Genomic DNA, 22632 nt, shown 5'->3' on the forward strand with positions numbered 1-22632 from the left:
AATAAAGGGTTTATACGATAGTTAGGAGAGAGTATGACAATGCAGCCATTAGAAGATAAAACAATACAATCCACATTAAATGAAAAACCTGGTTTTCATATTTGGTGGCGCCTTTTAAGACCACATACATTAACAGCTTCTTTTGTGCCGGTCTTTATTGGTACTATGCTTGCCATATTAGATGGTTCTATTCATTTTTTATTATTTATCGTTATGCTTGTCGCTGCCATGCTTATTCAAGCAGCAACAAATATGTTCAATGAATACTATGATTATGTCAGAGGCTTAGATAATGAAAATTCTGTTGGAATAGGCGGAACGATTGTACGCGATGGCATTCCTGCTAAAAAAGTTTTGCGTTTAGCTAATATCTTTTTCTTATTAGCTATGTTATTAGGGGTATATATTTGTTTACAATCAAATTGGTGGGTAATGGCTGTTGGGCTTGTTTGCATGCTATTTGGATACTTATACACCGGAGGGCCATACCCCATTGCTTCTACCCCTTTGGGCGAATTAGTATCTGGTTTTTTTATGGGAACCATGTTAATTGGAATAAGTTATTATGTACAAACGATGATGATCGCTAGTGATATGATACTCATATCTATTCCGGTAGCCATTTTTATTGGAATGATTTTGTTAGCTAATAACATTCGTGACTTAGACAATGATAAAGAAAACGGAAGAAAAACAATTGCGGTTTTACTAGGTCAAAATAAAGCAATAACATTATTAGCGACTTGCTTTATTGTTAGTTATGGACTAACTGTTATATTTATTATTTCTGGCATTTTACCTATCTGGTCAATCATTGCACTATTAAGTGGGAAGAAAGCCAAGCAAGCAGTTGATGCATTCCGTGGCAAGAAAACAAATATTGAAAAAATCCCAGCCATGGTCGCTACTGCACAAACAAATACGATATATGGTGCATTACTTGGTCTTTCACTACTCATACAAATTTTCATTCCTTTCTCACTGTAAATATATTCAATTATTATTTCAGCAAGGACAGCTATTGTTGTTCTTGCTGTTATTATTAGGAGGTCAATACATGAATTTCAACGATACACTCATGGGACATTTAGGTATGGAGTTAGTAACAAATCAGCCTAATTTAATTGAAATGAAAATGCCTGTGAATGATAAAACAAAACAACCAATGGGATTTCTACACGGTGGAGCAAATGTTGCTTTAGCTGAATCTGCTGCAAGTATCGGTGCATTAGCGAATATTGATGTGACAAAACAACTTGTATTTGGATTAGAAATAAATGCAAATCATATAAAAAGTAAGCGCGATGGGTGGGTGCTGGCTCAGGCCACGCCAAAACATATTGGAAAAACAACAATGGTTTGGCAAGTAGATATTGTTGATGAAGCGAAACAGCTTATTTCCACTGCTCGATGCACACTCAAAGTAACGGAAAAGAAGATATAAAATAAAAGGTTTGCCCGATCACAATGAACAAGCAAACCTTTTTTATATTCTATAACATTTAATTAACGAAATGAAATGCTTTTTTGATCAATCCATGGTTTTAATTTAACAAATAGTGGGACAAATAAAGCAGTCAAAATAACGCCTTTAATAAGATTAAATGGTAATACTCCACCTAAAACAGTAGCAAATTTCACTCCACTACTCATCGTTTCCCATCCCATAAACCAACTATATGCAGGTAAAATCACAAGATAATTTAATACACTCATTCCAAGCGCCATCACAACGGTACCAGTAACAAGACCAGAAATAATACTTTTCTTACCTTTCAATTTATGGTAAAGAAATGCTACTGGATAAATAAACATTGTTCCAGCAATAAAGTTAGCTACAACGCCAATAGGATCACCTGCACCTGTATAAAGCAAGTAAAGTAAGTTTTTAATTGCCTCTACTAAGATCCCTGCCACCGGTGTGAATAACAAACCAGCGATTAGAGCTGGAACTTCACTAAAGTCAATTTTTAAATATGGTGGTAAGAATGGTATTGGGAAGTTGACAAAAAGCAAAACCATAGAAATTGTGCCTAATAATGCGATAATAATTAATTTTAATAAACGTGATGATTGCATAGCAATCTTCCTCCTTCATCTTTATCGATTCCACTCTTACTTTTGATGAAGGGAGAGCAACTATCTTTCCTAACAAAATAAAAACTCTAAAACCACTCGTGGGGGCTTTAGAGTTTACATGTATTAGGAAATAAAGGCATAATAAATATACCTTTTTGCTCCGTATCTTCTCCCATCCAGACTTTAACTGTCGGCTCTGGACTCTCACCAGATCCACCGCAACATGCGGGTCACGGACTTCAAGCAAATTGCTTGTTACCGTCGGTCGGGAATTACACCCTGCCCCGAAGATAGAATCGATATTTAATTTAAAACTATTATACAATGAAACATAATCTTTGTGAAGTACCTTACATGTGTAATTTATCACAAATTTGTGACGTTCTATATTTGACTAATCTTCAAGTGGATTCAAACTCTCGTCACCAGTCATGGAAGCAATCATTTCTACTAATAATTCAATTTCTTCATCTATGTCTTTTATACTTGCTGTCTCAACTGGAGAGTGCATATAACGTAATGGCAATGAAACTAGACTGACAGGAACGCCTTTTCCTGTTAAGCGCATCTTATCCGCATCTGTTCCAGTCATTCTTGGTGTTAATTCATATTGTACTTTCATATTTAAACGTTTGGCTGTATCTTCTAATAGTTTATTTATTTTTCGATTAATTGGTGCCCCTTTTGCTAAAACTGGACCGCCATCTAGTTTTACATCTCCATGTTTTTTCTTATTGACACTCGGATAATCCGTTGCAAACGTTACATCACATGCAAGGGCCATCGTTGGTTCAATACCAGCAGCAGCAAAATAGGCACCACCCATGTTTGTTTCTTCATTTACTGTGCTTGCTGCATACACCCCTACATTTATTTCCTTCTCGGAAAGTCTCCGAAGTACTTCAGCGACAATAAACGCACCGGTCCGATTATCCAATCCGCGTCCAGACACATAACGGTCCATTAAAATTTCTGGTTCTCGCTTATAAACTGCTAAATCACCAATTTGCACAAATTTCTCTATTTCTTCTTTTGAATTCGCACCACAATCAATAAACAGATCTTCTAACTCAAAATCACCTTTGATTCCACCATGATGCTGTGCATTCACACCGATAACTCCAGTAATTGTCTTGCCATAACCAAGAATGGTAACTTTCATTCCAATAGCTGCTTTTGGATTTATTCCACCCATTTTTTCAACGAATAGATAACCTTGTTCATCTATTCGATTTATAATGAGTGCAATTTCATCACAATGACCTGCTAATAAAATTTTAAAAGGTGCTTCTTTATTTAAAACACCGATAGCGTTTCCTGCATTGTCAGTAATAATCTCATCAGCAAAAGATTGTACATCTTTTATCCACTTTTTTTGAATTTCCATCTCATAACTTGATGGTGAAGGGGTTTGCAATAGTTCTAATAAAAATGCTTGTCGCTTTGTTTCCATTATGTATGACCTCCTAAATAGTCTATTAACATCATATCAAATTTTCCGGCAATACTACATGTAAGAAGTACCATATAAAGTTTTTTCTAGTAGCTTATACCTCACAGTTCTTGACATGAGTCAACATAAAACCCTAAAAACATAAACATTTTGTGTGAACGAATGATCTTCCTAATTAATTAAACAAGGAGAGAGAATACATGTACTTATATAAGTTTATGACATTTTATTTTCGGTTACCAGTTTTCATTCGCCTACTCTTAACGGTAAGTATCTTAATGTTTCTATTTGGATTTATCATTCATTTAATAGAACCTGCTCATTTCCCAAGTGTATTTGAAGGTATCTGGTGGGCATTTGTCACTGGATCGACAGTTGGTTATGGTGATTTTGTCCCTTTAAGTCCTCTTGGAAAAGTAATTGGCATTTTATTAATTTTAGCAGGTGGAGGACTGGTTACTTTTTATATGGCAACTGTTTCGTCCGCTACGATTAAACGAGAAGAAGAAATGGCTAAAGGAAATACAGCTTTTAAAGGTAAAAATCACATTATTTTTATTGGGTGGAACGAGCGAACACGTCAGCTATTAGACATGATGCAAACCTATCACAAGAAAGAGCCGTTTGTATTAATTGATCATTCTTTAAAACAATTCTCTCATAAAGAACATGCTTGTCATTTTGTTCGAGGAGATCCAACTTCTGATGAGACCTTACAAAAAGCTAATATTAAAAACGCAGCTTATGCAATTATTACTGCTGACCCTGCAAAAAAAGAGCAACAGGCAGACCAAACAAGTATTTTAACAACAGTTGCAATAAAAGGAAATAACCCTGATATTCATGTCGTAACAGAAATTTTAACAAAAGAACAGGTTTCGAATGCGAAAAGGGCAGGAGCTACGACAGTCATTCGATCCAATGATTTCATGGGAACACTTTTTTTCCAAGAAATTTTTCGTGTTTCCACCGAAGAGCCATTTGAATTCTTATTACAAATCCTTGCAACACAACAGTTCTCTTCCATTAAGATACCTACAAATCTGGTTGGACAAACATTTTTAGAAGCGTCTACTTCTTATGTTTCAGCAGAGCGTTTGTTAATAGGCATTATCAGACAAGATGACATAATGATTAATCCATCCTTTCATACTCACTTAGAAAAAGACGATCAGTTACTTTTGTTGAATCCAATGTCGTAATCAGGAAGAAAGAAGGTACTCTAATAAAAGAGTACCTTCTTTGTATTTATAATCTTTTTTCTAGTTCTTCTTTTTCTTTTTCAAAACCTGGTTTGCCCAGTAATGCAAACATATTTTTCTTATATGCTTCTACCCCTGGTTGATCAAATGGATTAACTCCTAGTAAGTATCCACTTATTGCACATGCTTTTTCAAAGAAATACACGACATAACCGAATGTATACGCATCTAACTTAGGCAGATGTAAAATCAGATTAGGAACTTGACCATCTGTGTGAGCAAGCATTGTTCCTTGATATGCTTTTTCATTAACAAAATCAACTGTTTCACCAGCAAGGTAATTTAATCCATCAAGATCTTGCGCATCTTCTTCAATCGTAAGATCATATTTTGGTGTTTCCACATGAAGAACTGTTTCAAAAATATCTCTTCGTCCTTCTTGTACATATTGACCTAATGAATGTAAATCAGTAGAAAAGTTAGCAGAAGAAGGATATATGCCTTTGTAATCTTTTCCTTCACTTTCACCAAACAACTGTTTCCACCATTCAGCAAAATATTGCAGTGCTGGTTCATAATTAATCAACATTTCAATTGTTTTCCCTTTGTTATACAAAACATTTCGCACTGCTGCATATTGGTATGCAGGGTTTTGATCGATATCTGATTCACTTAATTCCTCTTGTGCTTTTTGTGCACCTTCCATCATAGCATCAATATCTATACCACTTGCAGCGATTGGAAGCAAACCAACAGCAGTTAAAACAGAATAACGTCCACCAACATCATCAGGAATAACAAACGATTCATATCCTTCTTCTGTTGCTAATGTTTTTAACGCACCCTTCGCTTTATCTGTTGTTGCATAAATACGTCCTTTTGCTTCTTCCACTCCATATTTTTCTTCTAAGAACTTACGATAAATACGGAAAGCTAATGCAGGTTCTGTTGTTGTCCCACTTTTTGAGATAACATTAATCGACACATCTTTATCTTCCAATAAATCGAATAACTCTTTCATATAAGTGGAACTAATGCTATTTCCTACAAAAATAATTTGTGGTGTATCACGTTTTTCTTTAGATAATGCATTATAAAAAGAATGGTTAAGCATTTCTAAAGCAGCTCTTGCACCTAAATAAGAACCTCCAATACCAATGACTAATAAAACATCTGAATCAGATTTTATTTTTTCAGCAGCTTTTTTAATTCGAGCAAATTCTTCTTTGTCATAATTGGTCGGTAAATCAACCCAACCTAAGAAATCATTACCCGCTCCTGTTTTATTATGTATCATATCATGTGCTAATTTAACAGGTTCTTTTAAATAAGTTAATTCATGCTCCCCAAAGAATGTTAGAGCCTTATCATATTCAAAACGTACATGTGTCATTTAATACCCTCCATTTTAAAGTAAGAGATTCCTATTATAAATGTACCTAAACATGTGATGTAAATCAAGTCACAAAAATAAAAAACCATAACTAAAATACCGAAATTATATCCTATAAATTAAAAAGTTCAAACAGAAATACATATTTCTTCAAATTATAGTTAAGCTATAACTAAAGTGAAAAAGGAGGTTAAGAAATTGAACGCTATACAACGAATTACTCTATTGCTAGTTATTGTTGGGGCAATCAACTGGGGGCTTATTGGTTTATTTCAATTTGATTTAGTAGCAGCTATATTTGGTGGTGGAGAACAAAGTGGTGCTTTCGCTAGAATTATTTTTACTTTAGTGGGCATTAGTGGTTTGGTTTGCATCTCTTTATTGTTCAAACCCGCCGAAGAAATGGCTTCCAATAGAACACCACAACCCGAAAAATAATAGACAACGTTATCCATCACAAGGTTTTTTGCATAGATAAATTGTCTGGGTTATAAACATTCACTTTAATTTTTGACTATATTGATCATTTATAAAAAAATTTACATTTCAATCTTTTTTAAAAAAAGCAAGCCTTCTAGCTAATAAATCAGCTAAAAGGCTTTTTCTTCTTATTTCTTATTTATGAAAAGACTTAGAACGTTCTTCTGATTGCTCAATCCATTCGTTTAATTTGTCTTTTAACGTGTTAAAACCAGTCTCTTCTTTCTGTGTTTTAACTTGTTGTTTTGGTTTTGATTGAGGTTTAGCTTCTTGTTTAGGTGCTTCTTCTGTAGCTCGAATAGATAAAGCATATTTATTATTTGTTTCATCTACAGATAAGATTTTTACTTTTACGTCATCACCAACTGATAAAAATTCATTAATATCTTTGACAAAGCCGTGTGTAACCTCTGAAATATGGACTAAACCCTGCACTTCGTTATCTAATGCTACAAATGCACCATATGATTGTACTCCAGTTACTTTTCCTTCTACAATTTGCCCTACAGTAAACTTTTCTGACATACTAACAACTCCTACTATTTTATTCATGATCGAATGAGATATTTACACAAAAATTATATCTACTTAATACACAATTATTAATTTTAACATACTTTTTAAAACTAACACAATTTTTTTAAAAAAGATGTTTAAAGAATAAAAAATCGGTAATACTATTACTGTAATAAGTAAGACTTTCTCGTATTCCCCCTGTAAAAGCAAAGCATTTATGCTTTGCTTATTTTTTTGTCTTTTTTTACGTGTAGACCTTTAGGTTTAACTACACCTAAAATATATAGAAGGATATACATCGAAGTTTATGTAAAAACATGTTATAATGCTGAATATTATAAAAAGTCAAACAAATGATTAGGAGGAAACAAATCAATGTCATCACTTTTTGAAGATTTTCCTAATAGAAAAAATACGCGTTCTGCGAAATGGGATATGGTGAGAACACTATACGGAGCAGATGATGTCCAACCAATGTGGGTTGCAGATATGGATTTAACCATTGCAGAAGGGATTAAACAAGCGTTAAAGAACCGAGTAGACCATGGAATTTTCGGCTATACCATAACAGACGACGAAATAAATGAACATGTCAAACAGTGGATACTTACGCAACATCAATGGGAAACAGATACGAATTGGGTTGTATATAGTCCTGGTGTCATTCCAACTTTACATATGGCTGTTTTAACTCAGACAAACCCCGGTGATAAAATTGTGATACAAACACCTGTTTATCCTCCATTTTTTGATATTGTTAAAACGCATGATCGAGAACTAGTAACGAATCCATTAATTTATGATGGTCAATACTATACGATTGATTTCGAGGATTTAGAGCATTCATTCAAACAAGGAGTAAGTGCATTCATTCTTTGTAATCCACATAATCCAGTGGGAAGAGTTTGGACGAAGGAAGAACTCGAACAGCTTGCAAAGTTATGCTTGCAATATGATGTGACCATTTTGTCAGATGAAATACATGCTGACCTAATTTACCCGGGTCATAAGCATATTCCAATTAGCTCGCTATCGGAAGAGGTCAATCAACAAACGATTACTTGTTTATCACCTACAAAAACATTTAATATAGCTGGTTTACAAGTATCATACGTCATTATTCCAAATGAAAAACGACGCAAGGCTATGAACAAAGCATTCAGAAAATATGGAATGAATCATATAAACACACTTGGTATTAGTGCAATAGAGGCTGCCTATACAGAAGGAAAAGAATGGCTAGATCAACTCATACAGCTATTAGAGCGAAATAGAGATCTTGTAGTAGATACGCTTGCAGACCGTGATGAAATTACTGCCATTCAACCTGAAGGAACTTATTTAATCTGGTTAGATTGCACAAATATGAAACTAGGACAAGCAGAATTGAAAAAATTCATGCAGGAAAAAGCCAAGGTAGGACTAAATGATGGCATTTCTTTTGGTGAAGAAGGAAATGGGTTCATGCGCATGAATATTGCTAGTCCGACCGCTTATGTCCAAGAAGGACTAGACAAAATTATTGCTGCATTAGATGATTTGAACTAAGTAAGACAGTTATAATCAGGTGAAAGATCAGTGCCTTCCACCTGATTATGATTTTATACATACATTCGAATTTAAAATCCACATTTAAAGTTACTAAAGATACTTTACTCTTCTTCTTTCTTATCCGTTTCTGTTGGATCTGTAGGTTGCATATCTTCCTTTGCTTCATCCAATGTGATTTTGCCACAAACGACTCGCTCTCCAGCATTCCCTGATGGCTGGCTAACACCATCATCTTGTTTTTCATGAACAATAATAGAAGTACCATCTTCTTGAAGCAAAGAATATTGCCCCTCAGATAAAGTAGCTTCAGCAAGCTCAAATTCAGCCTCAGTAGTCCCGTCCGCTCCTACCTCTAAATTGGGCATATCGCCAAGGTGTGCACCATCCGGATACATTAAGCCATGTTTGTTTCCTCCTGGATTGTAATGACTTCCAGCAGACTTAAAATCTGGCGCTTCACATTTTGCATATTCATGGATGTGTATACCATGTAAACCTGGCGTTAATCCTTCTACGGAAACTTTTACCGCTACACCATTCGCTTCTTCTGTAAATGTAGCAGTTCCAACCGGATCATTGGATTGATTATATAACGATACTTTTAATGGAGAATAATCATTTTGTTGACAAGAAACTAAGAACAGCAAACTAATCATTAGTACGATAAATCTCATATGCCTACCCCTTTATTTGTATATATTTTATCTAAAGGATAGCCAAAAAGTTTTCGTATTAATCATTTTTGCGTAAAGTCAAATGGAAAAAAAGGAAGGATTAATTTCATATCTTATGATATATGTTTTGTATTTATTAATTTAATTAACGTTATGCTTATCATTTGAACCGGTAGGAACACGGAGGTTTTTCTTTTTTACTGGTGGCTTTCCATAGACTTTATTTGTTATTTTCGGAGCATATTCAAACAATACCATACCTAGAAAAGCGGCTGCTACAATGTAAATCCCACTCAAAATTTGTGTCACACCTGTCGCTACATTCGCTATCACAACTGAAAATTCTCCTCTAGCACATAAAGATAAGCCAGCACGAAGAGATACCCTTTTGGATAACCCGTACCATCTTCCACCAATTACTCCAACAAGTATCTTCGCAACCATTGACCACACGAGTAACGATAGTAAAAGTAGTGGCATTGGAAAGCCTTCTCCTAATTCAATTGACGTTCCAAATGATAAGAAAAAAGTTGGTAGTAAAAGATTACGAACAGGTACAACCGCATGCTCTACACGTTCAATTTTACCCATTTCCGCAAGCATCATCCCAGCTAAAAATGCACCTAAAACTTCAGATAAACCTAGTAAAAGTGCTAAACCGCCAAAAGTAATCGCAATTCCTACTAATAGCGTAATTTTAAAATCTTCATCATCAATTTTCGCTAATAATTTTTCGAATTTCTTAAATACTGTCTTTCCAAGTAATATCGCTAATCCGATTAAGCCTACTACTTTCAACAAAATCCACAATAAATCAGCTGGTGCAAATGAGCCACCGCCTGCTTGTAATCCAATTAATACCGCAATAATAATCGGAGCGACCAAATCCTCAAAAATTAAAATAGCTAGCATAAACTCAGTTTCAGCGTTAGCCATTCTACTTTTATCATCTAATAATTTAGCTGTAATAGATGAGCTTGTTGCATATGCTACTCCACCAACAAGAAAGGATTCAAAAAATCCCATACCAAAACTAAGTGCAATTAACGTTGCGACACCCATTGATAAACCAACATCTAGTAAACCAGTTGGCCATATTTTTTTTGCAATATTACCCAATCGACTTAAGCTAAACTCCAGACCTAAGAGGAAGAATAACAGAACAATGCCAATTTCACTTGCAAAGTGTAATAGTTCATTATGCGTTAAGAAATCCGCTAACAAAACACCAAATAAAATATACAAGATAACACTTGGGAAATTTATTTTAATACTAACAAAACCTAAATAAAAAATACCGAGCAAAATGATTCCAGCTACTAATAAAGAAGGTAAATCATTCAGCAATGTTTACTCATCCTCTCCTTTACACACCGCTTCTAGCATAGCAATTTGATCTTTCTTTCCAATTGCCATTAATACATCACCAGGTTCTAAGATTCGATCTGCTTCAGGGATAGCAACCATTTCATCCCCTTGTACAATACCAATAATCGTTGTACCGGTTTTATTTCTAACTTCAGAATCTTCAATTGTTTGATAAGCAATGGATGATTTTTCTGTTAAAGTAATGTAATCAATTACAATTTGCTTTTTAAACATTTTTAATTGATTTGTATTGACAGGTTGATAGGTTGCCCCTAGTAATTGGGCTCCTAATTCTCGTGTTTCATCTGCAGTTAAATCCATTGCAAAATCAGCTTCATCACTATCTACATCATTAAAAAAATAAAGTTCTCTTTTACCTGTATGATGGACAATGACAACTAACATACTATCTTCAGCAGTTTGTAGTGCTATTTTCTGTCCTATTCCTGGTAATTGGGAAACGGAAACATTCATATTAAACACCTCTACTTAATTCATTTACATTATTTTTTATATAGCATAACATAATTCCAATATATGTATTGTCTGCAAAGTAAAATAAAAAAGCTAGAAATATCTAGCTTCTTTAATTATTCACCTAAGTGCTCTTTAATTGTTTCAGCAATACCTTCAATTGCTTGCTCTTCATCTGTACCATCAACAGTAACCGTAACTTCAGCACCTTTAGGCACACCTAATGACATAACACCCATAATAGATTTCAGATTAACTGCTTTACCATTATAGTGTAATTCTACATGTGATTCAAATTGACCTGCTTTATTTACTAATAGTGTAGCCGGTCTTGCATGAATACCTGTATCATCTGTAATTGTAAATTTTTGTTCTTTCAATTCTTTTTCCTCCATTCATTCAATACCTATTGCATTTCACATCAAACTATCTCTATTATCATTAGTTGTGAAATGTCTAACTAAACATATTATATACGAAAGTACAAGAAGAATAAAGTAAAACAAGTAAACTTTTGAAACGATTTCACCTTGATAAAATAATAACATTTGTATTCAAAAACTGAATATGGTACGTTATGATTAAGTTGTTCTACCTCTTTAAGTATGGATGTATTTTATAGACATAAAAATACAATACTTATACAAAGAGTAACATCTAAAAAATAGTAGGAGGATACAAAATGAGTGTACATATTGGAGCAAAAAAAGGTGAAATTGCTGATAAAATCTTATTACCGGGTGACCCCTTGCGTGCAAAATACATTGCAGAAACATTCTTAGAAGATGTAACTTGTTATAACGAAGTGCGAGGCATGTATGGCTATACAGGTACATATAAAGGAGAAAAAATATCTGTACAAGGTACTGGTATGGGTATTCCTTCTATTTCTATCTATGTCAATGAATTAATTCAAAGTTATGATGTACAAAAACTAATCCGCGTCGGAACATGTGGTGCAATTCAAAAAGACGTAAATGTTCGTGATGTAATTCTTGCATCTACTTCTACAACTGACTCACAAATGAATCGCGTTACTTTTGGCAACATTGATTACGCACCTACAGCAAATTTTGAACTACTAAAAAATGCTTATGATATAGGTAGTGAAAAAGGGTTAGATCTTCGTGTTGGTAATGTATTTACAAGTGATGCGTTCTATCGTGATAATGGAGCAGAATTACATGAACTATTAGCTAAATACAATGTATTAGCTATCGAAATGGAAACAACTGCTTTATACACCTTAGCGGCTAAATATGATCGTCAAGCATTATCTGTATTAACTGTATCTGATCATATTCTTACTGGAGAAGAAACAACTGCGGAAGAAAGACAAACAACATTTAATGATATGATTGTTGTTGCACTTGACGCTGCAATTAAATAAAAATTTCGTAATAAGTCCTTTTAAAGGGCTTATTTTTCATGCATAATGTTAACTTTATTATTTTATATGTTGACATTAAAACTGGATTCTTTTATTATTCCTTCAGGGGGGATAAATATGAAAAAAATATCTGCAAGAGAACTAACTTATGGAGCTATTTTTATCTGTTTAATGATGATCGGAGCTAATATTGCTGTTTGGTTTCCATTTTTGGCAATACCCATAGGCGGTGTTTCTGTACCATTATCGTTACAAACTTTTTTTGCTATTTGCGCAGGACTCTTTTTAGGCAAGAGATTAGCCTTTCTTTCTTTAACTGCTTACACATTGATTGGTTTTGCAGGTGTGCCAGTCTTTGCCAATATGCGTGCTGGTCTTTTTACTTTATTTGATTATACTGGCGGATTTATATTAAGTTTTATTTTCGTTGCTTTTATTACTGGTTGGTTAGTAGAAAAACAAAACACATTAAAATTAACAAACGCCTTTTTTATTTCCGTTGTAGGCGTAGCTGTTAACTATCTTATTGGTGTGAATTACATGCACTTAGCTATGAACAGTTGGTTAGAATTATCTATTCCCTATGTCGCGGCATGGGCAAGCATGACGCCATTTCTAATAAAAGATATCATCCTAGCAGTTGTCGCAGCTACGTTACTTGTTAAAATAGCTAATCGATTACCCAATTCAATCATTAAAAATGACATAATAAGTAATTAACTATGTAACATTTTAAGGATTCATTACAAAATTAAGCGAAGCTTTTTCTTTTCTTATTGTAGCTATGTTATAATGACTAATAAGTTTTAAAGTCATTGATCATTGTTTCAATGAAGTAGAAAGGATGAACGTCGCTTGAGCTTGTTTGAAAATTTTCCACTATGGGCAGCACTTATTTCAATTGTATTCGCACAAATAATAAAAATACCTATTCATCTTATTGCAATGAAAGAGTTTAAACCAGGTCTTGCATTTAGCACAGGTGGAATGCCGAGTAGCCACTCTGCCGCTGTAACTGCTGTAACTACGGGTATTGGTATAGAACACGGAGTAGGTTCTGGGCTGTTCGCTGTCTCTTGTGTGTTCAGTATTATTATCATGTTTGATGCTACTGGTATAAGGAGACAAGCAGGTGAACAAGCGATTATCTTGAATATGCTTGTTAAGGATTTTACTTATTTTATTGAAGAAGCAAAAGTTTGGTCTAAAAAAGAAGAATACCAAAAGAAAGAAGAACTAAAAGAATTACTTGGGCACCAACCCATTGAAGTTTTTTTCGGAGGATTGACCGGAATTTTTCTTGCGTTAACAATATATCCTCTATTTTAAAGAGGTTTACCTAACATTAATTATTATTTTTTGCTTATAAAAAAGAAAGCTAACATCATGATGTTAGCTTTCTTTTATTTGATCTCTAAATACTTGCAAAGCTTCTGTTTCATTTAATTGTGACAATGCTTTTTCTGTTAATTTCCCGTTTCCTTGCTTAATGACATAGACTAATGTCTCTTTTTTACCCCATTTTTCATAAACATCTCGAACGGTAGGATAATATAAATCAATTTTGTTCCCTTTAATTGCTCCACCCTTATCCGCAACTACACCATAACCATAGTCTGGTATAAATAAAATAGTTCCAATAGGAAAAACGGACAAATCCGCTGCAACCGTTGAATATAAATCCCTTGTTACCTGCACACCAGAATACGTTATTCCATATTGTGGGTGATCCGGCGTTTTCCCAGTTGATTCTACCCCAGCCGTATATCCTGTTGCCATTACTGTATGTGATGGATATGATTCTAAATCAATCACGTCTTCCAAACGTTCCGGAGCTTCAATTTCTTCACTAGAGATATAACGTTGCTCCATCTCTTTTGTCTTTACTTGCTTTTCAGATAACTGCTTCCCAGGCTGTTTCTCTACTTTATGTTCGTTCACTTGTTCTGCATGATTAAATCCAGCTACTATCTCTTGGGCTGACATATTGGTTACTACTACAATCGTTGTATAAAAAGCTGTTAAAAAAAGAATACTCATACAAATGCGTTTTAAATATAACATTTTTACTTACACCTCTTTCTGGGTGTAAGCTTTTCCATTCTAACAAAAAATTATACCTACTTATGCTTAATTGCTATTTCCTTCGCCTCCAAAGCAATGGTAAGCCACCAATTTGATGAAGTACTCGATTTTCATTAATTCGTTTTAAAAGAGCCGCCTCTTTTCCAAAAACCTTTCTATTATTAAATAAGACACCTATAGCATCTTTTTTTCCTAAGGAAGCAATTAATCCATGTTGTTTATACATAAAAGAGAACAATGTACTTGAATTCTGTTTAATTAAATTTTCAATGTTCTTAGCGCAAACTTTACCTTGTTGTATCGCTAATTGCGCTGTAGAAGGAATAATTTGATTATTATCCCCTGAACGAATGATCGTGCAATCACCAATCACAAACACGTTATCACTGTTAGGCGCGCGTAAATCATCCGTTACTTCTACACTTCCATTCACATGATCGATATCTGATTGTTCAATTAGATGATTTGCTCGTACACCTGCCGACCAAATAAAAATAGATGCCGGAATCTCCTCTGTTAATCCATTCTTTTCCACAACAATATAATCGGCATAAACACTCTTTACCGCTGCACCTAAATAAAACGATACACCTTTATTTTCTAACACTTGCATCGCATATTCCCCTAATTCTAAATCAAAACCAGGCATAACGGATTGTTCTTTTTCAATAGCAAGCACTTTTACATCTTGTTCATTTAATTGGTATTTCTCAAGTATTGTTGGTAATTGATCAGTCAATTCACCTAAGTATTCCACTCCAGTAAAACCACCACCACCAATCACAATAGTAAAAGGCTGATTTTCTTGCAGCTTTCTATAAGAAGCAAGTTTTTTCTCCAATTGTTGACGTAAAATGCCGGCTTTATCTACACTATTTATGGTATGTGCATAATCATTTATACCAGGTATATTATATGTTTTCGTTTCAAATCCTAGAGCTACAACAAGATAATCATATGTGATATCACCATGCTTTTTCAAATGAACACGTTGTTCTTTTGTTTTTAGTTTAGTTACGGTATCTACAATAAATTCGATTTTATTTGTATCAATAATTGTTTCTATTGGAATTTTTGTTTGATGATCTGACAAAGTTCCAGCTGCGCTTTCATGTAGCCAAGTTGTTTGATAATGATATGCATGTTTATTTATTAATGTAATTGTTGCTTCTGATTTATGCAGTTTTTTCTGCAACATAATTGCTGTTGTAATACCTGCATAGCCTGCACCTAGGATTAATATTGATGGTTTCCCCACACGATCACTTCCGTCCTTTTCATTGTCACGTTCATTTGTTCACAAAAATAGTCACAAAATTGTACGATTTATCTCTAAATTAATCTTAGGGGGTTTTTTACTTTTTTTCAAGCAATCTTTTTTAACCATCTAACAGTACTACTTTTACTGAAAAGTATGTTAAAATGTTGGTTATCAACTGAAGCACACGTCGAATTAGGAGGAAATAAGAATGAGTGATCAGAACGTTTACGATATAACGATCATTGGCGCTGGACCAACCGGGCTATTCACTGCATTTTATGGTGGTCTAAGACAAGCTAGTGTTAAAATAATTGAAAGTTTACCACATATTGGCGGACAACTAAGCGCCTTATATCCTGAAAAATATATTTATGATGTCGCAGGATTTCCAAAAGTAAGAGCACAAGATCTCGTAAATAATTTAAAAGAACAATTGGATATGTTCGATCCTGCTATTGCTTTAAATCAAGAAATACAAGAAGTGGAACGCCTAGAAGACGGCACATTCCAATTAACAACAAATACGGACGTGCATTATACCAAAACGGTTATCATCACAGCTGGTAACGGAGCATTTCAGCCACGTAAATTATCGCTTAAAGAAGCGGAAGCATATGAAAGTCGCAACTTACATTATTTTGTTGATAATATGATGCAATTCAAAGATAAGCGTGTCGTATTATTTGGTGGTGGCGACTCTGCTGTTGATTGGGCATTAATGCTAGAGCCAATCGCAAAAGAAGTAACCCTTGTTCACCGTCGCGATAAGTTCCGTGCCCATGAACATAGTGTAGAAAAACTAATGAACTCAAACGTTCGAATATTAACGCCTTATGTACCAGAATCTTTTGTTGGTGCTGATGAAATTGAACAAGTTAAAGTAAGCGAAGTAAAAGGAGAGAATGTGGTTACCATTGATGTAGATGACGTCATTGTAAACTACGGCTTCATTTCCTCTTTAGGTCCCATTAAAGGCTGGGGCATGGAGATCGAAAAAAATAGTATCGTTGTCAATACGAAAATGGAAACATCGATCGAAGGAATATATGCAGCAGGAGATATTAGTACCTATCCTGGAAAAGTAAATTTAATCGCCACTGGATTTGGTGAAGGGCCTACCGCAATTAATAATGCGAAGGCATATATCGAACCAGATGCGCGCGTGCAACCGAAGCATTCGACCAGTATGTTTGAGTAAATTCATTTATGTTTTCAATGTGAATATATAGATAAAGAGAAGTCACGAAATAACTAGGTGACTTCTCTTTTTGCTTTCAATGATGAATCACAACCACAGGATACTATGTAACGTAGACCTAACAAACCAAGTAAAACATATCTTTTTTACTCAATGAAATTTCTCCCTAAAAAAATATATTTATTGTTCAATAATCCTGTCAGTTAATACAAGAAGCGACTGTCCTTTTTGAACACTTGCCATCGGTTAATGGAATAATCAATCTTTTCTTTAGAATAAAGAGAAGTAACTATTTTTATCATTTAATACTTCCTATGATGCTAAGTAAGGGCGTATATAGCCAATGTAGAGTAATGTAATTTGTGATAATAAAAGAACCTTAATTTTTTCCATCTGTTTCCTACCTTTTCTTGCTTCGTCAGTTTAATCTGTTAAACTAACGCTATCCGTTACTATAAGTACAAATCTTCACAAGCTCGGTTTATTTTTTAAAGGAATGCTGCTCGTTTACAAAAACTAAAGCTGCATTTCCGATCATTTCCATAATGGCTAATTGTCTTTAATTAACTTCCCATCCATATTGTAATATTTATATTTAAACGTAATTTCTTTCTCTTTAGGTAGCTCTGTCCAAATTGCAGAATTTTTATTTAATTTAAACTCTTTAACGAATATGTGTTCATTAGCACCTAACTCCATTTTCGAAATTTTGTTATCTTTAGTTGTAATTGTGAGGAAAATTAAATTAGTATATCCATCATCCATATCTTTACTTAATGGGATTAAAAAGTGAGAAAGGGCGCCTCCTCTTTTTTCAGCAGACTTCCAACCATAATTACCTGATTTATCTTTTTCAAAGTGAGAATAGGCTGGATTGTTATTGCTTAAAAATGCAACTAATCTTTCATCACCTACATCCTTTATATCTATAATCTCTATTGAAGAATTCTCAAATAAATCTAACGATTTGATTGTTTTGATAATCGATTCCTCGTCGTTACCATTTCGGTAAAATGAACTATTCAGGTAATTAAATATGAAGACTAACATCACTACGATTACTAAAACTAAATATAATTTTTTCATAATCTCTCTTCCCCTTGTATCAATATCTCTTATTCAACTCTTCTGCTTCTTTAACGTAACAGGAACTTCGCAATCGACAACCCCTTGTTTACTAAAATCATATTTAAATAAAGGTTTCTATCTTTGTTTTTATTCAAAACTTCTCCCCCTTATCTTATAAAAATGCCTTAATATAAAAATCCAGTAAACTTCTTGGACTATTTTCTTTATTTTGTTAAAAACCGATACTACTGCTGTTCCACTAAAGCATCCCGTTAGCTTAATAATAATGTAGCTTATTTATTTTCTGTTTCCGCCCCAACTAAGTAAACCACACCAATAATTAAAGAAATAATGCTTAATATTAACGGAAGCGTTCCAGTAGAATTGAGCCAATCATCTTGAAAAGTTCCAGGACCATATGAGCCAGAAACCCCTATCCCACTAATACTATAAAGGGCGCCAGTTACGTATCTTACAGAAAACAAAAAAGCTGCAATTGCACAAAAACCAAACCCGATACCTCTTCTGTTCATAAGTATCACCTCACTAATTAGTTCTTTCTCATCTTAAAGAATCCTGCCCGTTAGCACAACAAAAGCAGTAACAGCTTGTTATGCTAAAGTCAGCAATAGGTAAGCATTTGACGTTATCTCCAGCTTTTCCCCTGCTCCACACGGAGCGTGCTAGTTTCCCAGCACTCCGCGTTCCATCTAAAGATATGTACTAAATTATAAGTTCCTAGTTACTCATAGATTTGAGATTATATACTTGGTTCTAAACCGCATTGTTTACGGTATTGATTTATCTTCTGAACCATAGGTTCAGTGATTCCAAGGTTATTTATGAGTTTGTGAATCGTCGTTGTGTCTGTTTGATGGATCAACTTGTGTATCTCCTTATGAAGAATGCGTAAATTGTTAAATTTATCGCTTCCCCCGAGATGTGACGGAATGTAATGGTGGCAATGAACTTCGCTAGCAGAAAGAAACATGCCAGTAATTTCGCATTTGCCCATTTTCATACTATACCGACTTATTCGATTATCCATATACTCGACACTTCGTGTCGGAAGTTTTGATTTCATTAATTGTGAAATCTCCTGTTGAATATCTGAACGAATCTTCTTCTGTATCTTTTCTCTTCCCGTACTAGTAAACGGTGTGAGAGATTGGCTGAAATTCATAGCATTTCTCGTTTTTACATTAGCGAGAGGAAATAGATACACATTTGATATTTTAAATGTTTTGAAACCCAAACTGTAAAACTTTTTATAAGTTGGTGGTGGGTTTGTAGGATGTTCGTATTTCCCAACAGGTTTAAGACGATTATATATAAATGCTTGCAACTCATAGGCAAGACGTGAAAACTCGATATTAACATGTGTTGCTCGATTAAAATAATTATGAATACCTAAGACAAAACTATTAAAAAGAATTGCGTTTTGAGCGGTAGGAGAAGCTTTAATTCTTTGAATGTGTTTTTTAGCCTCAGCCTTGATTTTTCGCTTCTTGTTTGCTTTTATTCCTGTATGCGCTACTCTCTTTTTTCCTTTTCGATTCGCACGAATCGTGAATCCTAAAAATTCAGATTCTCGTTTTCGCAGATTTATAACTTGTGATTTTTCTGGAGAAATATCTAATCTCAGACGTTGTTTTATATACATTCTTACAGCATGGAACCATCTTTGAGCAGTTTTCCAATCACGGCAAAGGATTTTAAAGTCGTCCGCATAGCGGACGAGATATCCTTCTTTTAATTCGGTTCGCTTCTTTGCTAAAAGCTCACCTTCTCGTGTTTTGTATGGTTTGTGAAGGGGGAAGAATTCCCATTGTTCAGCTACCCAATAATCTAGATCGTTTAGTACAATATTAGAAAGTAATGTCGATAACAGGCCACCCTGCGGTACACCCTTGGTAGGAATACCTTCACCATCAATTTCAGCTTTTAACATTTTGGAGATACAAGCTAGAACCTTACGGTCTTTTATACCAATGTTCCAAAGCTGTTTTATTAATAGGGTGTGATTTATGTTATCAAAAAATCCACGAATATCAATATCAACTACATAGTGTAGCGACGATTTATTTATAAGAAATTGTACCCTTGCCATTGCATGGTGCGTAGACCTAAGTGGTCTAAATCCGTAACTATGCTTATAAAATCTCGCATCCGCAATAGGTTCAAGAACTTGCCTAAAACATTGTTGAATGATTCTATCTATTATGCAAGGTATTCCTAGTGGTCTCGATTTACCATTTTCTTTTTCAATAAGCTTCCTTCTTACCTTCTTAGGATGATAATGCTTCAACTTGCTTCTAACTTCTTCGACAAGTTCATCATCAGATAGCTTTTGAATATCCTTTATGGTTTTTCCATCAGTACCCGAAGTGTTAGAACCTTTATTAGACTTTACTGTCCGATAGGACAGTAATATATTTTCTCTAGATGTTATAATATCGTACAGTTGTGAAAAAGACTTTTGTTCGGATGATTCATTATATAATTTCGTAAATGTTTCGGTCATGCCGTAGTAATCCCAATACCTTAAAGCTTGCACTGTGGCATCACTCCTTTTGGAGTTGATGTTCCCACGTTCCTACCCGATCGGTGCAATACACTTTTGGAAAATAATTGTTTTATATTGTTAGACTTGGGGCTATTCTTCCACTCTCATTACAAGAGGTTCATCAGTCATGCCCCTACCCTCACAAGGATAAATGCATTTCGTTTTACCTTATAGCAACCGTTTAGGATGACAGTCCCTGTTGCAACGTTCCTTGTTTTCCAAGTCCCTTATAACCTAGCTATCTATTCTAAACGTAGGTGTAACCTTTAAGCCTGTGAGCTGGATACCGCCAATTGTTCGGTATAGCGTGTTTCATAGGGTGCATTTTTACTCTACACCACTCACACCATCGTTGGATGGTCCATAAGTTTCCTTATGTTCTAAACTTTAGACCCTTACCTTCGGTTATTCGTCAGTTCTTTTGCAGTAGAACAATTCTCACCATATCTAGTTTTTCAGCCGTGCGGCATATCCGTTGGCATACCTTTTCCGAAGGAATGGCTTCAGCCTTCGTTTTGCCGAATCTACCTGTACTTCAAACCCCTTGACCTGTCAGCCAAGACGCATGCAGGAGTATTGACGGAATGGTTTCAAGAAACATGGATCTATCATTCCCATTCTCGGTTATAAAGTTAAGATAAAATATGTTTATCTTCTGCCTTTCACACTTAAAGCGCTTATAGCAGAACTTGTCGAGCGGCACCCCGTTTGTTTAATAACTGTTAGTGAAATAAAAATCCTAGAAGACGTATTAACGCAAATAAAAATATTGCAAATGGAATAAGTGATAAAATTTTCAACCATTTATTCTTTATAACTAAACCAAGGATTAACATTATTAGTCCTACTACAAAAGTAGCGATAATCATTGTAACCGACATATATTCCCCTCCTTTTTATTCAATTAACCTGCTCTTTAGTTCAATAAGCAATCATCAACAGCTTCTTGTTCCACTAAAGCTCCCGTTAGTGGAAAGTTAATTTTATACAATACGTCTACCTTTAAAACGAATTAAAAGAAAACTGACAAGATAAAAAACACTAATAACACCATAAATTGAGAAAATATCTGGCATGGCAATCATAAATAAACTCATAGGTAATGACCATAAAAAAGCAACAAACATCCACTTCTGATTTCTTTTTAAAGATGAAAAGATTGCTAAACACGCTGGAATAAACAATAAGAAAAATGGATAAGGCAATGGACCTGCTATTGTAGGATTGTTATAAGGATTGATATAGGTGAAATTAACCCATAAAATCATTGCTGATATTCCACCAACTATACCCACAACAGATATTCTGTTTAAGATAATAACACCCCCAACCTCATTTTGTTTCATTACTATATTCTATTTTTCGTTGTTAAACTCTTCTGCTCCTTTAGTGCAATATGATGTTAGTCCCCCCCATTCACCATACTATTAATAATAATGTAGTTTATTTATTTTCTGTTTCCGACCTAACTAAGTAAACAACACCAATAATTAAAGAAATAATGCTTAATATTAACGGAAGCGTTCCAGTAGAATTGAGCCAAAGATCTTGAAAAGTTCCAGGGCCATATGAGCCAAATCCCCCCATTCCACTAATACTATAAAGGGCGCCAGTTACGTATCTTACAGAAAACAAAAAAGCTGCAATTGCACAAAAACCAAACCGATACCTCTTCTGTTCATCAGTATCACCTCACTAATTATTTCGTTCTCATCTTAAACAATCCTACTTCCTTAACACAATAAGGGCTACATCCTTGTTCCAATTTTCTTTATCACCTATTTCATCTCTTCTATAAACACCCGTTTTCTTAGACGGGTCCCCTATATAATAGGTAGTACTTAACCCTTTTTTAGCGGATAAATTCCCTCCTT

Annotated in this window: 24 protein-coding genes and 1 riboswitch; of the genes, 9 read left to right on the forward strand and 15 right to left on the reverse strand. The window is 34.5% G+C overall.

The features are described from left to right. Positions 1–39: 39 nt before the first annotated feature. Together BN1058_RS12275 and BN1058_RS12280 are read left to right on the forward strand one after the other, a co-directional pair. Positions 40–987, forward strand: coding sequence for a 1,4-dihydroxy-2-naphthoate polyprenyltransferase (locus tag BN1058_RS12275; RefSeq protein ID WP_090858068.1), 948 nt, complete (start codon positions 40–42; stop codon positions 985–987). A gap of 70 nt (positions 988–1057) precedes the next feature. Then, complete coding sequence (locus BN1058_RS12280) at positions 1058–1444, forward strand: PaaI family thioesterase (RefSeq protein WP_090858071.1); 387 nt, start codon at positions 1058–1060, stop codon at positions 1442–1444. Between the two features lie 62 nt (positions 1445–1506). Here BN1058_RS12280 and BN1058_RS12285 read toward each other — a convergent pair whose 3' ends face one another. Together BN1058_RS12285 and BN1058_RS12290 are read right to left on the reverse strand one after the other, a co-directional pair. Further along, complete coding sequence (locus tag BN1058_RS12285) at positions 1507–2079, reverse strand: ECF transporter S component (RefSeq protein ID WP_090858074.1); 573 nt, start codon at positions 2077–2079, stop codon at positions 1507–1509. 160 nt (positions 2080–2239) lie between these two features. Then, positions 2240–2375, reverse strand: a riboswitch (FMN riboswitch). Positions 2376–2473: 98 nt separating this feature from the next. Then, a complete protein-coding gene (locus BN1058_RS12290) occupies positions 2474–3532 on the reverse strand; it encodes a M20/M25/M40 family metallo-hydrolase (RefSeq protein ID WP_090858077.1) in 1059 nt (352 codons plus the stop codon). 200 nt (positions 3533–3732) lie between these two features. Here BN1058_RS12290 and BN1058_RS12295 point away from each other — a divergent pair, with 200 nt between their 5' ends. Next, positions 3733–4734, forward strand: a complete 1002-nt coding sequence (locus tag BN1058_RS12295; RefSeq protein WP_090858080.1) for a potassium channel family protein — start codon at positions 3733–3735, stop codon at positions 4732–4734. Between the two features lie 46 nt (positions 4735–4780). Here BN1058_RS12295 and BN1058_RS12300 read toward each other — a convergent pair whose 3' ends face one another. Further along, complete coding sequence (locus tag BN1058_RS12300) at positions 4781–6127, reverse strand: glucose-6-phosphate isomerase (protein ID WP_090858083.1); 1347 nt, start codon at positions 6125–6127, stop codon at positions 4781–4783. Positions 6128–6325: 198 nt separating this feature from the next. On the opposite strand from BN1058_RS12300, the gene BN1058_RS12305 reads away from it, so the two are divergent. After that, complete coding sequence (locus tag BN1058_RS12305) at positions 6326–6565, forward strand: DUF378 domain-containing protein (RefSeq protein ID WP_090858086.1); 240 nt, start codon at positions 6326–6328, stop codon at positions 6563–6565. 177 nt (positions 6566–6742) lie between these two features. On the opposite strand, the gene yugI is transcribed toward BN1058_RS12305, so the two are convergent. Further along, positions 6743–7132: a S1 domain-containing post-transcriptional regulator GSP13 gene (gene yugI, locus BN1058_RS12310; protein ID WP_090858089.1), complete on the reverse strand. Its 390-nt coding sequence runs from the start codon at positions 7130–7132 to the stop codon at positions 6743–6745. A 366-nt stretch (positions 7133–7498) separates the two neighbouring features. On the opposite strand from yugI, the gene BN1058_RS12315 reads away from it, so the two are divergent. After that, complete coding sequence (locus tag BN1058_RS12315; RefSeq protein WP_090858092.1) at positions 7499–8671, forward strand: MalY/PatB family protein; 1173 nt, start codon at positions 7499–7501, stop codon at positions 8669–8671. 104 nt (positions 8672–8775) lie between these two features. On the opposite strand, the gene BN1058_RS12320 is transcribed toward BN1058_RS12315, so the two are convergent. From BN1058_RS12320 to BN1058_RS12335, 4 genes are all read right to left on the reverse strand, one after another. Continuing rightward, positions 8776–9348: a superoxide dismutase family protein gene (locus BN1058_RS12320; RefSeq protein ID WP_090858094.1), complete on the reverse strand. Its 573-nt coding sequence runs from the start codon at positions 9346–9348 to the stop codon at positions 8776–8778. Between the two features lie 141 nt (positions 9349–9489). Beyond that, positions 9490–10695 (reverse strand): cation:proton antiporter, encoded by a 1206-nt coding sequence (locus tag BN1058_RS12325; RefSeq protein ID WP_090858097.1) that lies wholly within the window; start codon positions 10693–10695, stop codon positions 9490–9492. 3 nt (positions 10696–10698) lie between these two features. Then, positions 10699–11190: a cation:proton antiporter regulatory subunit gene (locus tag BN1058_RS12330; protein ID WP_090858100.1), complete on the reverse strand. Its 492-nt coding sequence runs from the start codon at positions 11188–11190 to the stop codon at positions 10699–10701. A gap of 116 nt (positions 11191–11306) precedes the next feature. Further along, positions 11307–11570, reverse strand: a complete 264-nt coding sequence (locus BN1058_RS12335; RefSeq protein ID WP_090858105.1) for a phosphocarrier protein HPr — start codon at positions 11568–11570, stop codon at positions 11307–11309. Between the two features lie 302 nt (positions 11571–11872). Here BN1058_RS12335 and deoD point away from each other — a divergent pair, with 302 nt between their 5' ends. From deoD to BN1058_RS12350, 3 genes are all read left to right on the forward strand, one after another. Then, complete coding sequence (gene deoD / locus BN1058_RS12340; RefSeq protein WP_090858108.1) at positions 11873–12580, forward strand: purine-nucleoside phosphorylase; 708 nt, start codon at positions 11873–11875, stop codon at positions 12578–12580. A 117-nt stretch (positions 12581–12697) separates the two neighbouring features. Beyond that, positions 12698–13300 carry a biotin transporter BioY gene (locus tag BN1058_RS12345; protein ID WP_090858111.1) on the forward strand — a complete coding sequence of 201 codons (603 nt, stop codon included), beginning with the start codon at positions 12698–12700 and terminating at the stop codon, positions 13298–13300. A 135-nt stretch (positions 13301–13435) separates the two neighbouring features. After that, the gene (locus BN1058_RS12350) at positions 13436–13909 is read left to right on the forward strand and encodes a divergent PAP2 family protein (RefSeq protein WP_090858114.1); all 474 of its coding nucleotides are present in this window, start codon (positions 13436–13438) and stop codon (positions 13907–13909) included. A gap of 63 nt (positions 13910–13972) precedes the next feature. Here the strand turns inward: BN1058_RS12350 and BN1058_RS12355 are convergent, their stop codons facing one another. Together BN1058_RS12355 and BN1058_RS12360 are read right to left on the reverse strand one after the other, a co-directional pair. Further along, positions 13973–14644, reverse strand: coding sequence for a 3D domain-containing protein (locus BN1058_RS12355; protein WP_090858117.1), 672 nt, complete (start codon positions 14642–14644; stop codon positions 13973–13975). Between the two features lie 73 nt (positions 14645–14717). After that, positions 14718–15923, reverse strand: a complete 1206-nt coding sequence (locus BN1058_RS12360) for an NAD(P)/FAD-dependent oxidoreductase (RefSeq protein WP_090858119.1) — start codon at positions 15921–15923, stop codon at positions 14718–14720. Positions 15924–16134: 211 nt separating this feature from the next. On the opposite strand from BN1058_RS12360, the gene BN1058_RS12365 reads away from it, so the two are divergent. Continuing rightward, entirely contained in the window at positions 16135–17124 is a 990-nt protein-coding gene (locus BN1058_RS12365; protein WP_090858122.1) for an NAD(P)/FAD-dependent oxidoreductase, read from the forward strand. Between the two features lie 549 nt (positions 17125–17673). Here the strand turns inward: BN1058_RS12365 and BN1058_RS12370 are convergent. The 5 genes from BN1058_RS12370 to BN1058_RS12385 all read right to left on the reverse strand — a co-directional run bounded on the left by BN1058_RS12370 (position 17674) and on the right by BN1058_RS12385 (position 22104). Beyond that, entirely contained in the window at positions 17674–18210 is a 537-nt protein-coding gene (locus BN1058_RS12370; RefSeq protein WP_090858125.1) for a hypothetical protein, read from the reverse strand. A gap of 275 nt (positions 18211–18485) precedes the next feature. Next, complete coding sequence (locus BN1058_RS12375) at positions 18486–18725, reverse strand: hypothetical protein (protein ID WP_090858128.1); 240 nt, start codon at positions 18723–18725, stop codon at positions 18486–18488. 227 nt (positions 18726–18952) lie between these two features. After that, positions 18953–20749, reverse strand: a complete 1797-nt coding sequence (gene ltrA / locus BN1058_RS12380) for a group II intron reverse transcriptase/maturase (RefSeq protein ID WP_090858130.1) — start codon at positions 20747–20749, stop codon at positions 18953–18955. A 731-nt stretch (positions 20750–21480) separates the two neighbouring features. Then, positions 21481–21639 carry a hypothetical protein gene (locus BN1058_RS14370; protein WP_176694517.1) on the reverse strand — a complete coding sequence of 53 codons (159 nt, stop codon included), beginning with the start codon at positions 21637–21639 and terminating at the stop codon, positions 21481–21483. Between the two features lie 102 nt (positions 21640–21741). Next, positions 21742–22104 carry a hypothetical protein gene (locus BN1058_RS12385; RefSeq protein ID WP_090858133.1) on the reverse strand — a complete coding sequence of 121 codons (363 nt, stop codon included), beginning with the start codon at positions 22102–22104 and terminating at the stop codon, positions 21742–21744. Between the last annotated feature and the right edge of the window lie 528 nt (positions 22105–22632).

It is taken from the genome of Paraliobacillus sp. PM-2 (assembly GCF_001368815.1).
Taxonomy (GTDB): domain Bacteria; phylum Bacillota; class Bacilli; order Bacillales; family Amphibacillaceae; genus Paraliobacillus.